Origin of the sequence: uncultured Nocardioides sp. (assembly GCF_902805925.1) — a bacterium.
Lineage (GTDB): Bacteria > Actinomycetota > Actinomycetes > Propionibacteriales > Nocardioidaceae > Nocardioides.
On the sequence record NZ_CADCUP010000053.1, the window covers coordinates 1 to 10,442 of the forward strand.

A 10,442-nucleotide genomic window follows, 5' to 3' on the forward strand; every position below is an offset into this window, starting at 1 on the left:
GCTGGGCCGGCACCGCGGCCTCGGCGGTGCCCGCCGCCCCGCACGAGCACGGGAGCCTGCTCCGCCCACGCCGGGTGCGGGCCGGCATCCCGCGGGTCCTGGACGGGATCTGCGACGGGGTGCTCACCCCCGACTCCCCCGCCCACGCCACCAAGGCGGTCGCCTCGGCCCGCACCGACCACGACCTCTCCACCGCCCGCGGCATCGCCGACGCGCTGGCGGAGTTCGTCGGCGACGTACCCCCGCGCGAGTCCGGCTACGGCGCGCTGGAGGGCACGGGGGCGATCGGCGCCGTGCCGCCCGTCGCCGTCTCCCCGCCCGTCGCCTCCCCCGCCGCCGACATGCCGACCCAGGCCGGCATGCCCGCGTTCGACGACGACGACGGTGTCGGCGTGCTCGTCCCCGGTGCGGAGCGGCCGGCCCCGCCTCCGGAGTTCACCCAGCCGCCCGACCGGCCGCTCTTCGCCCCCGATCCCCCGCAGGGCGAGCCGGCCCGACGTGCTCGTCCCGGCACGACGACGACCGTCACCGGCGTGACACCGCCGCGCTCCTCGCGCGCGCACACCGCAAGCGGCTCGCGGCCGTGGGACAACGGCTTCCACGGCAGCGGCACGGGCTCCGCCCTCCGCCCGGTCGAGGACGACACCGAGGTGCCGGGCCGGCGCTGGATGCGGCTGGCCCTGGCGATCGGCGTCCTGGCGCTGCTCGCGGTGGGCACCGTGGCAACCCTCCAGCTGCGCAGCAACGACGACCCGGCCGCCGGTGACGACGACACCACCACGCAGACACCGACCCGGACCCGCGCCGTACCCCTCACCGGGGTGGTCGCCTCCGACTTCGACCCCCAGGGCGCCGAGCCGTTCGAGGAGAACCCCGAGCTCGCACCGCTGGTCGTCGACGGCGACCCCGCCACGGCGTGGCGCACGGTGACCTACGACCAGGACCTCGGCCCGGTGGGGCTCAAGACGGGCGTGGGCATGATGCTCGACCTCGGGTCCGCCAAGGTGGCTCGCTCGGTGCGGCTGACCCTCCCCGGCGGTCCCACGACGGTGCAGGTCTTCCGCACCGCGGACGAGCCCACCACCGTGGACGACCTCGAGCCCGCCGCGGAGGGCGCGACCACGCCGGACGACGCCCAGCTCACCCTGCGCCTGCCCGACGACGAGGCCGCCCAGTACGTCGTGCTGTGGCTGACGTCGCTCCCCGAGGCTCCCGAGGGCGGCTTCCGCGGCCAGGTCGCCGAGGTGGTGGTGGCCGGGTGAGCGAGGCGGGCGGCCGCAGCGACGCCGAGCTCCTGCGCGCCCACGTCGAGGGCGACACCGACGCCTTCGGCACCCTCTTCGCCCGCCACCGCGACCGGCTCTGGGCGGTGGCGCTGCGCACCATGGGCAACCCCGAGGATGCCGCCGACGGACTGCAGGACGGCCTCGTCGCGGCGTACCGCCGGGCGGGGTCGTTCCGCGGCGAGGCCGCGGTGACCACGTGGCTGCACCGCGTCGTCGTCAACGCCTGCCTCGACCGGCTCCGGTCGCAGAAGGTGCGCGCCGCCCAGCCCCTGCCCGACGACGTGGACGAGCACGCCGCCCGCGGGTCGCTCGTCACCGCGACCGGTGAGCCCGACCCCGCCGACGTCGCGGTCGCCGACGAGCGCCGCGCCGCGGTGCTCACCGCCCTGGCCACCCTCGCTCCCGAGCAGCGCGCCGCGCTGGTGCTGGTCGACATGGAGGGCTACTCCGTGGCGGAGGCCGCGGAGATGCTCGGCTGCGCCGAGGGCACGGTGAAGTCGCGCTGCTCGCGCGGCCGCGCCCGGCTCGCGCCGCTGCTCGGGGTGCTGCGGGGCACCCCCGACGACGGGAACCACGACGTCGGCGAGCCCGTCCGATCTGTCGAGCACCGGCCCGACGCACCCCGCGGCCCACCGGTCCGCGACGCCTGACCCCGAGACGCCCCACCCCGACCCGCACCAGCCCGTCCACGAGGAGGTGAGCCCCACGTGCCCGAGGACCGCCCCGACCTGACGCCCACCGAGACCGAGCGCGTGCGCCACCTGCTCGCCGAGGCCCGGCACACCGACCCGGTGCCCGACGACGTCGCGGCGCGGCTCGACCAGACCCTGACGTCACTGGCCCGGGAGCGCGGCGAGCACCAGGAGCGTGCCGTGACCACCCTCGCCTCCCGTCGCCGGCGCAACGTCGTCAGCCTGCTGGTCGCGGCCGTGGCCGTGGTGGCCGTCGGCATCGGCCTGGGCCAGGTCGTGTCCGGGACGGGCGGTGACGGCAGCGACGCCGGCGGCGCCTCGTCTGCCGACCAGGAGAGCGCCCCCTTCCCGGCCGAGTCGCCTGCCGACGGCGGCGCCCCGCCGAAGACCGACGCCTCCGCCCGCCCCCTGCCGCGCCTGGCCGAGGAGACCTTCGACGGCGACGTGCTGGCGCTGCGCGAGCGTCGTACGGCGGTCGACGGCGACCCCGGCTCGCTGGGCGGTGGGGACGGCTGCGAGCGCCCCGCATGGGGGGAGGGCCGCCGGGTGCCGGTGCGGTACGACGGTGCGAAGGCCGTGCTGGTCTTCCGCGAGCCCCTCGATGCGGTGCAGCCGGTGGACCTGTTCCGCTGCGCCGCCGACGCGCCCCTGCGCAGCACGACCGTGCCGGCCCCCTGACCCCCCGGGCCCCGGCTCCGGGCGCGCCCCGTGGCGTCCCGGGAGGGAACAACGCACGTCTACGATCGGTTGAGTCGTCGTACACCCACCACTACGAGCGAGAGTCATGTCTGAGACCACCGAGTCGTCCACCCAGCCGCGCAACGTCATCATCATCGGCTCCGGCCCGTCCGGCTACACCGCCGCCGTCTACGCGGCCCGGGCGAACCTGCAGCCCCTCGTCTTCGAGGGCTCGGTCACCGCCGGGGGTGCGCTGATGAACACCACCGAGGTCGAGAACTTCCCCGGCTTCCGCGACGGCATCATGGGTCCCGCGCTGATGGACGAGATGCGCGCGCAGGCCGAGCGCTTCGGTGCCGAGCTGGTCGCCGACGACGTGGTGGAGGTCGACCTGACCGGCGAGATCAAGGTCGTGCGGACGGCGACCGACACCTACACCGCACGCTCGGTGGTGCTCTCGACCGGGTCGGGCTACCGCAAGCTCGGGCTGCCACGCGAGGACGAGCTCTCCGGCCGCGGCGTGTCCTGGTGTGCCACCTGTGACGGGTTCTTCTTCCGGGAGCAGGAGATCGCGGTGATCGGTGGCGGCGACTCCGCCATCGAGGAGGCCACCTTCCTCACCCGCTTCGCCAAGAAGGTCTACCTCGTGCACCGCCGCGACAGCCTGCGGGCCTCCAAGATCATGCAGGACCGCGCGTTCGCCGACCCGAAGCTCGAGATGGTCTGGAACGCCGAGGTCGCCTCGATCCAGGGCGACGACAGGCTCACCGGCATCACGCTCCGCGACACCCTCACGGGCGAGGAGCGGTCACTCCCGGTGACCGGCCTGTTCATCGCGATCGGCCACGATCCGCGCTCGGAGCTGCTCACGGGCCAGGTCGACCTCGACGACAACGGCTACGTGCTGGTGGAGCACCCCTCCACCGCCACCAACCTCACCGGCGTGTTCGCCGCGGGCGACCTCGTCGACCACCACTACCGGCAGGCCATCACCGCGGCCGGCACCGGCTGCGCGGCCGCGCTGGACGCCGAGCGCTACCTCGCCATGCTGGACCACGTGGCCTCCACGTCCGAGGCGCCCGAGCACGACGAGGCCGAGGTCGCGGCCGAGGCGGCGGCGACCGTCTACTGACCCCGGCCGGAGCCGCCTGCCGGCAGCCGGCTCACGCCGACTGCTCCAACGGCGTCGGGAAGCGATCCAGGGTGTCGTCGAGGGCGGTCACGAAGGCGCCCAGCCGCTGCTCGTCGAGGTGGCCGAAGAGCCGCTCGGCGAGCGCCGCGTGGCTGTGCTGCAGCGCCGCGAAGAGCGCGGCGCCGGCGGCCGTGGGCGTGACGAGGGTGGCCCGTCGGTCGGTCGGGTGCGGCTCGCGGGTGACGTGCCCGGAGGCGACGAGGCCGTCGACGAGGCCGGTGATGTTGCGCGGGCTCACGTCGAGGGCGTGGGCGAGGTCCCGCTGGGTACTGGGGCCACCCGCACCGAGCTGCCACAGGAGGTGCACCCGGGGGGTCGTCATCCTCTCGGTCCTCTCGAAGCGCTCCAGGTCACGGCCCACGAGCAGGCTGAGCGCCAGCACCTTGTCGAGAGCGTCCGTGGCGGCCGGCATGCGATGATCATACTTCACTGTGTAGCCACTTCCAGTGTCGTCTCATGCCCGGGGGAACATCTGTCGGCGGTGTGGTGTTGAGTCGGGACCAGCACATCTCTGACGCGAAAGGCATCCCGTGGCGAACATGGCAGCAGTGACCGACGCCGACTTCGAGGCCGAGGTCCTCAAGTCCGACAAGCCGGTCCTCGTGGACTTCTGGGCCGAGTGGTGTGGCCCGTGTCGTCAGGTCGCTCCGATCCTCGACGAGATCGCCGGGGCTCACGGCGACAAGATCACCTTCGTGAAGATGAACGTCGACGAGAACCCCGTGACCCCGGCGTCCTCCCGGGTCACCGGCATCCCGACGATCAACGTCTACCAGGGTGGTGAGGTCGTGAAGACCATCGTGGGTGCGCGCCCCAAGGCCGCGATCCTCAAGGAGCTCGAAGACCTGCTCTGATGCACCAGCGTCCCTGATCCACCAGCGACATCAGCCGACCCGGCCGGGCTCCCGCCCGAGCCGGGTCGCCTGCTTCGGTGCCGGGCGAGCGAGCCCGAGCAGCCGTTGCAGGGCCACCTCGACCCCGTCCCAGACGCTGGTGGTCCGCAGGTCCATCCGCATCCGCGGCGAGACCGGGTGCTCGCGCTGGGGCCGGAAACCCACCGCCTCGAGGAACGACGTCGGCAGGACGCAGCCGCGCTGCCCGTCGGCGCGGGTGTCGCCGAACGCCTCGAGCGCCCGGACCTCGCGGCGGACCAGGTCGGCGGCGGCACCCTGCACCAGCATCCGGCCGAGCCCACCCTCGCGGTGCCCCTCGGCGACGTGCACGGCGGCCAGCAGCACGGCGTCCGAGGACACCGGGGACGTCGGGATGCCGGCGGCGCCGTGGAAGAAGCGCGCCGGGCCGTAGAGCGCCAGACCCACCGGTGTCCCGTCGACGAGCAGCACCTGCCCGCAGTCGCCCCACTCGCGCAGCACGTCGGCGACCCGGTCCTGCACCTCCTGCGCACGCCGATCGTCCTCGACGCGGGAGAGCGCGACGGGGTCGAGCAGCCAGAACAGGCACGTGCGCACGTGGTCGTCGAGCTGCGCCAGATGGTCCGGCGTCAGCCGCGTGAGGGTGCGGGCCATGGTCACCTCCCGATATGCCCATGCTAGGGCCGACACGGCCTGAGAGGATGCGGAAGTGCGACAGATACGCCAGAGCAAGAAGCTGCAGGGGGTCCGCTACGACGTGCGAGGGCCGATCCTGGTCGAGGCGCAGCGGCTGGAGGCCGAGGGACACCGCATCCTCAAGCTCAACATCGGCAACACCGCGCCGTTCGGCTTCGAGGCGCCCGAGGCCATCCTGGCCGACATGATCCACCACCTGCCGACCTCGCAGGGCTACAGCGACTCGCAGGGGATCTACTCCGCGCGCACCGCGGTCGTGAACTACTACCAGTCGCACGGCCTGCGCGAGGTGGGCGTCGAGGACGTCTACATCGGCAACGGCGTCTCCGAGCTGATCTCCATGGTGCTCCAGGCGTTCATCGACGACGGCAACGAGGTGCTCGTGCCGGCCCCGGACTATCCGTTGTGGACCGGCGCGGTGACGCTCTCGGGCGGTACGGCGGTGCACTACCGCTGCGACGAGGAGAACGGCTGGAGCCCCGACCTGGCCGACATCGAGGCGAAGATCACCGAGCGCACCCACGCCCTGGTGATCATCAACCCCAACAACCCCACCGGCGCCGTCTACAGCGCCGAGACGGTCAAGGGCATGATCGACATCGCCCGCCGTCACCAGCTGGTCGTGATGGCCGACGAGATCTACGAGAAGATCATCTTCGACGACGCCGAGCACCACCACGTCGCGACCTACGGCGGCAGCGACGTGCTGACGCTCACCTTCTCCGGGCTGTCCAAGGCCTACCGGGTCTGCGGCTACCGCGCCGGATGGGTGATGATCTCAGGCCCCAAGGAGATCGCCGGGGACTTCCTGGAGGGCCTCACCCTCATCGCCAACATGCGGATGTGCGCGAACGTGCCGGCCCAGCACGCCATCCAGACGGCCCTGGGCGGCTACCAGTCCGTCGAGGAGCTGGTCGTCCCCGGTGGGCGCTACTACGAGCAGTCGATGCTCGCCGACCGGCTGCTGAACCAGATCCCCGGCGTCTCCAACGTGACGCCGCGCGGTGCCCTCTACTGCTTCCCCCGGCTCGACCCGGACGTCTACGCCATCGACGACGACCAGCAGCTCGTCATCGACCTGCTGCGGTCCAAGAAGCTGCTGGTCACCCACGGCACGGGCTTCAACTGGCCGGCACCCGACCACTTCCGACTGGTCACGCTGCCCGAGGCCGCGGTCCTGGAGGAGGCCATCGGCCGGATCGCCGACTTCCTCGCCACCCGCCGGTGACCCGCCCGCCCCCGTCGACCCCTCACCGGGCGGGGAGCGCCGAGCCCTAGGGTGACCCCATGCGCGACCTCACCTACCCGCCGATCGTGCTGGCGGCCAAGACCGCGTTCCGGGCGCTCGGGCAGCGCTTCCAGATGACCGGCACCGAGCACGTCCCGCGCGTCGGCGGCGCGCTGCTGGTCTACAACCACATCAGCTACGTCGACTTCGTGTACGGCGGGCTGGCCGCCGACCCGTCCGGACGGCTGGTGCGGTTCATGGCGAAGCGGGAGATCTTCGACCACCCGATCGGCGGCCCGGTGATGCGGTCGCTGCACCACGTCGAGGTCGACCGCGGCGACGGCATCGCGTCGTACAAGCGCGCGGTGGAGCTGCTGAGGGCCGGAGAGATCGTCGGGATCTTCCCCGAGGCCACCATCTCGCGCGCCCTGGAGCTCAAGGAGCTCAAGACCGGAGCGGTGCGGATCGCCGCGGCCGCGGGGGTGCCGCTGGTGCCGGTGGTCCTGTGGGGCACGCAGCGGATGTTGACCAAGGACCATCCGCGCGACTTCTCGCGCGGCACCACGATCGCCATCACCGTCGGCGAGCCGATCGCGGTCGACCGGGCGAACGCAGCGGCCGAGACGCGGCGCCTGCACGCCACCATGACACGGATGCTCGACGAGACGATCGCGCGCTATCCGCCAGCAGAGCAGCCGCCCGGCGCCTGGTGGCTGCCCGCCCGGCACGGCGGCTCGGCGCCCACCCTCGAGGAGGCGGCCCGCCTCGATGCCGAGGAGAAGCGCGAGCGGGCCCGCAGGCGCGCTGGGCGCCGGCGGCGCCCCACCTGATCTCCTGGAGCACCGACATGTCGCTATAGCGGTTTGTCGACAAAGTGCTAGATCGGGCGGTCTCCACGGTTCCGCGGGTCCATCACGTCGACGATCCGGCGCAGGTCGTCCAGCGAGGCGAACTCGACGGTGATCTTGCCCTTGCTCCGGCCCAGGTCGACCCGGACGCGGGTCTCGAACCGGTCCGAGAGCCGGTCGGCGATGTCGGTCAGCCCCGGTGCGACCGGCTTGCCGCGCCGCACGACGGGCGTGGCCGTGCCCAGGTCGCCCACGGCGACGATCTCCTCCAGCGCACGCACGCTGATGCCCTCGGACACCACCCGATGGGCGAGCCGGTCCTGGAGGTCGCCGTCCTCGACGGAGAGCAGGGCCCGCGCGTGGCCGGCCGACAGCACGCCGGCCGCCACCCGGCGCTGCACGGCCGGGCTGAGCCGGAGCAGACGCAGGGTGTTGCTGATCTGCGGGCGCGAGCGGCCGATGCGCTGGGCGAGGTCCTCGTGGGTGCAGCCGAAGTCCTCGAGCAGCTGACCGTACGCCGCCGCCTCCTCCAGCGGGTTGAGCTGCGCGCGATGCAGGTTCTCCAGCAGCGCGTCGCGCAGCATGTCGGAGTCCTCGGTCTCCCGCACGATCGCCGGGATCGTGGCCAGTCCTGCCTCCTGGGAGGCGCGCCACCGGCGCTCGCCCATCACCAGCTCGTAGGACTCCTCGCCGGTGCGGCGCACCACCACGGGCTGCAGCAGCCCGATCTCGGCGATGGAGTGGACGAGCTCCGCGAGCGCCTCCTCGTCGAAGACCTGGCGGGGCTGGCGGTGGTTGGGGGAGACCTGCGCGATCGGCAGGTCGGCGAAGTACGCGCCCGTCACCGTCGGCGCCGGCTCCTCCGGCGACGGTGGGGCCGGCTCCGCCGTGCGTGCCTGCGCCACGCCGCCCGATTGCCCGGCGAGCGGGGCCCCGGCGCGTGGGTCCTCGGCGAGGTCGACCGCCGGCCGAGCGGCCTCCGGAGGCTCGGCGGCGGCGTGAGTGGGGATGAGGGAGCCCAGGCCGCGGCCCAGGCCTCGACGTGCCGGCGTGGCAGGGTTGCTCATGGGCGGTCCTCGAGTGGCGATCAGCGGGCGGCGGGGGCGGGGGCGGGGCGGCTGGCGATCTCGCGCGCCGCCTCGAGGTAGCTCAGCGCCCCGGAGGATCCAGGGTCGTAGGTCATCACGGTCTGGCCGTACGACGGCGCCTCCGAGACCCGGACGGACCGGGGCACGCTGGTCTTCAGCACGGTGTCGCCGAAGTGCTCGCGCACCTCCTTGGCGACGCCCGCGGCGAGACGGGTGCGGGCGTCGTACATCGTGACCAGGATGGTCGACACCTCCAGCCGCGGGTTGAGGTGCTTCTTGACCATGTCGACGGTCTCCAGCAGCTGGCCGAGTCCCTCGAGCGCGTAGTACTCCGCCTGGATGGGGATCAGCATCTCCGCCCCGGCGACGAGGGCGTTGAGGGTGAGCAGCCCCAGGGACGGCGGGCAGTCGATCAGCACGTAGTCGAAGCGGTCCTCGCCTGCCTCGGCGGCCGAGCCGACATGGGGGTGACCGGTGATGGCCCCGTGCAGCCGGTTCTCGCGGGCAGCCACGCTCACCAGCTCGATCTCGGCACCGGCCAGGTCGATGGTGGCCGGCACCACGAAGAGGCCGGCGACATCCGGGCACTCCGCGATCACGTCGGCCAGCGGAGTGCCGTCCACCAGCATGTCGTACGTCGAGGGCACGCCCCGGTGGTGGTCGATGTTCAGAGCCGTGGAGGCGTTGCCCTGGGGGTCGAGGTCGATGACGAGGACGCGCTGCCCGAGCTGGGCCAGTCCGGCCGCCAGGTTCACCGTGGAGGTGGTCTTTCCCACACCGCCCTTCTGGTTGGCGACGACGAGCACCCGCGTCGACTCGGGTCGCCCGGTCGAGCGCAGGCCACCGCTGCGCGCCAGCACGCTGTGCTCCGCGGCCCGGGCCAGTGGCGTCGTGTCGTCGATCACCGTGCTCCTCGACGTCTCCGCCAGGTCGGCGGCCGTGCGCAACGTGAAGCCCGACGCCGATGTTTCACGTGGAACGCTGACTGATCGCAGCGGGGAGTCCTGTGGAAAACTGGGCCCGCCCTGTGGACGTTCAGGCTCAGCTGGCGTCGGCTCATCGGTGGAAAACTTGTGGGGCGTCCGCAGCCCGAACAGCTCGCGGATCGTTCCGTCGGTCACCGGGAACCCTTTCGGCTGGAGCGGCGTGGGGACTTGCCGCGCGACGACCCGCGCGCAGCCGGCGCCGATCTGGCCCCGGCAGGCGCCAAACCTACCTGTGACGGGTGGGCCCAGGAAACTCGCAGCGCCGATGTGGGCTGTTCCAGCATCGAGGCGCCTAGCTCGATGACCTCGGGGTCTGCGAGCCCCCAACGCGCCAGCACCGGCGCCGCGGCGACGACTTCGTCCTCGACCGACGAGCCCTTCAGGGCGACCAGCGCGCCGGTGCGCGCCACCAGCGGCATCGACCAGTCGAGCAACCGGTCCAGCGGAGCGACAGCACGCGAGGTCACCACGTCGAAGCGCTCGGTCCCGTGCAGGGAGTCCGCACGACCCCGGTGCACCCGCACCGAGTCCAGACCGAGGGACTCCACGACCTCGGTGAGGAACGTCGTACGCCGTAGCAGCGGCTCGACCAGCGTCACCCGCAGATCGGGCCGGGCGATGGCCAGGACCAGCCCGGGCAGGCCCGCTCCCGAGCCGATGTCGCACACCGACGCACCCGCGGGGACTGCCTCCTCGAGCACGGCGCAGTTCAACAGGTGGCGTTCCCACAGCCTCGGGACCTCCCGAGGACCCAGGAGGCCTCGCACCACGCCGTCTCCGGCCAGCCGTCGCCCGAACGCCTCAGCCAGCACCAGGCGCTCCGATGCGAACACCCTCCCGGCCACCGTCGGTGTCGGCGGCAGGGAGGGCGTACCT

The 10,442-nt window shown here is 72.9% G+C and carries 11 protein-coding genes and 1 pseudogene; 7 read left to right on the forward strand and 5 right to left on the reverse strand.

Annotation, left to right across the window (positions count from 1 at the left end; translation table 11 throughout):
• The 4 genes and pseudogenes from QZX64_RS03900 to trxB form a co-directional block, all read left to right on the forward strand.
• Positions 1-1,262, forward strand: a pseudogene (locus QZX64_RS03900) (hypothetical protein); the annotation flags it as partial.
• Positions 1,259-1,936, forward strand: coding sequence for an RNA polymerase sigma factor SigM (gene sigM, locus QZX64_RS03905; protein WP_295657131.1), 678 nt, complete (start codon positions 1,259-1,261; stop codon positions 1,934-1,936). The pseudogene QZX64_RS03900 and the gene sigM, both read left to right, overlap by 4 nt.
• Positions 1,937-1,993: 57 nt before the next feature.
• On the forward strand, positions 1,994-2,656 hold the full coding sequence (locus QZX64_RS03910) for a hypothetical protein (protein WP_295657133.1): 663 nt from the start codon (positions 1,994-1,996) through the stop codon (positions 2,654-2,656).
• 106 nt (positions 2,657-2,762) lie between these two features.
• Complete coding sequence (trxB, locus tag QZX64_RS03915; protein ID WP_295657135.1) at positions 2,763-3,788, forward strand: thioredoxin-disulfide reductase; 1,026 nt, start codon at positions 2,763-2,765, stop codon at positions 3,786-3,788.
• 31 nt (positions 3,789-3,819) lie between these two features.
• Here the strand turns inward: trxB and QZX64_RS03920 are convergent, their stop codons facing one another.
• Positions 3,820-4,260, reverse strand: coding sequence for a MarR family winged helix-turn-helix transcriptional regulator (locus tag QZX64_RS03920; RefSeq protein WP_295657136.1), 441 nt, complete (start codon positions 4,258-4,260; stop codon positions 3,820-3,822).
• 127 nt (positions 4,261-4,387) lie between these two features.
• Between QZX64_RS03920 and trxA the strand changes: the two genes are divergently transcribed.
• Positions 4,388-4,702, forward strand: a complete 315-nt coding sequence (trxA, locus tag QZX64_RS03925) for a thioredoxin (RefSeq protein ID WP_295657138.1) — start codon at positions 4,388-4,390, stop codon at positions 4,700-4,702.
• Between the two features lie 30 nt (positions 4,703-4,732).
• On the opposite strand, the gene QZX64_RS03930 is transcribed toward trxA, so the two are convergent.
• Complete coding sequence (locus tag QZX64_RS03930; protein WP_295657139.1) at positions 4,733-5,374, reverse strand: GNAT family N-acetyltransferase; 642 nt, start codon at positions 5,372-5,374, stop codon at positions 4,733-4,735.
• 55 nt (positions 5,375-5,429) lie between these two features.
• Here QZX64_RS03930 and QZX64_RS03935 point away from each other — a divergent pair, with 55 nt between their 5' ends.
• Entirely contained in the window at positions 5,430-6,644 is a 1,215-nt protein-coding gene (locus QZX64_RS03935) for a pyridoxal phosphate-dependent aminotransferase (protein WP_295657140.1), read from the forward strand.
• Positions 6,645-6,703: 59 nt separating this feature from the next.
• Positions 6,704-7,474, forward strand: a complete 771-nt coding sequence (locus tag QZX64_RS03940; RefSeq protein ID WP_295657141.1) for a 1-acyl-sn-glycerol-3-phosphate acyltransferase — start codon at positions 6,704-6,706, stop codon at positions 7,472-7,474.
• Between the two features lie 47 nt (positions 7,475-7,521).
• Here the strand turns inward: QZX64_RS03940 and QZX64_RS03945 are convergent, their stop codons facing one another.
• The 3 genes from QZX64_RS03945 to rsmG all read right to left on the reverse strand — a co-directional run.
• Positions 7,522-8,559, reverse strand: coding sequence for a ParB/RepB/Spo0J family partition protein (locus QZX64_RS03945; RefSeq protein WP_295657142.1), 1,038 nt, complete (start codon positions 8,557-8,559; stop codon positions 7,522-7,524).
• 20 nt (positions 8,560-8,579) lie between these two features.
• The gene (locus QZX64_RS03950) at positions 8,580-9,485 is read right to left on the reverse strand and encodes a ParA family protein (protein WP_366558507.1); all 906 of its coding nucleotides are present in this window, start codon (positions 9,483-9,485) and stop codon (positions 8,580-8,582) included.
• A 212-nt stretch (positions 9,486-9,697) separates the two neighbouring features.
• Positions 9,698-10,442, reverse strand: a 745-nt coding sequence (gene rsmG / locus QZX64_RS03955; RefSeq protein ID WP_295657146.1) for a 16S rRNA (guanine(527)-N(7))-methyltransferase RsmG, incomplete at its 5' end; no start/stop codon positions are given.

Bases quoted from the DNA above. Each gene is read 5' to 3' on its own strand.
- trxB (WP_295657135.1), top strand. From the start codon at position 2,763: ATGTCTGAGACCACCGAGTCGTCCACCCAGCCGCGCAACGTCATCATC.
- QZX64_RS03940 (WP_295657141.1), top strand. From the start codon at position 6,704: ATGCGCGACCTCACCTACCCGCCGATCGTGCTGGCGGCCAAGACCGCG.
- QZX64_RS03930 (WP_295657139.1), bottom strand. From the start codon at position 5,374: ATGGCCCGCACCCTCACGCGGCTGACGCCGGACCATCTGGCGCAGCTC.
- trxA (WP_295657138.1), top strand. From the start codon at position 4,388: ATGGCAGCAGTGACCGACGCCGACTTCGAGGCCGAGGTCCTCAAGTCC.
- QZX64_RS03920 (WP_295657136.1), bottom strand. From the start codon at position 4,260: ATGCCGGCCGCCACGGACGCTCTCGACAAGGTGCTGGCGCTCAGCCTG.
- QZX64_RS03945 (WP_295657142.1), bottom strand. From the start codon at position 8,559: ATGAGCAACCCTGCCACGCCGGCACGTCGAGGCCTGGGCCGCGGCCTG.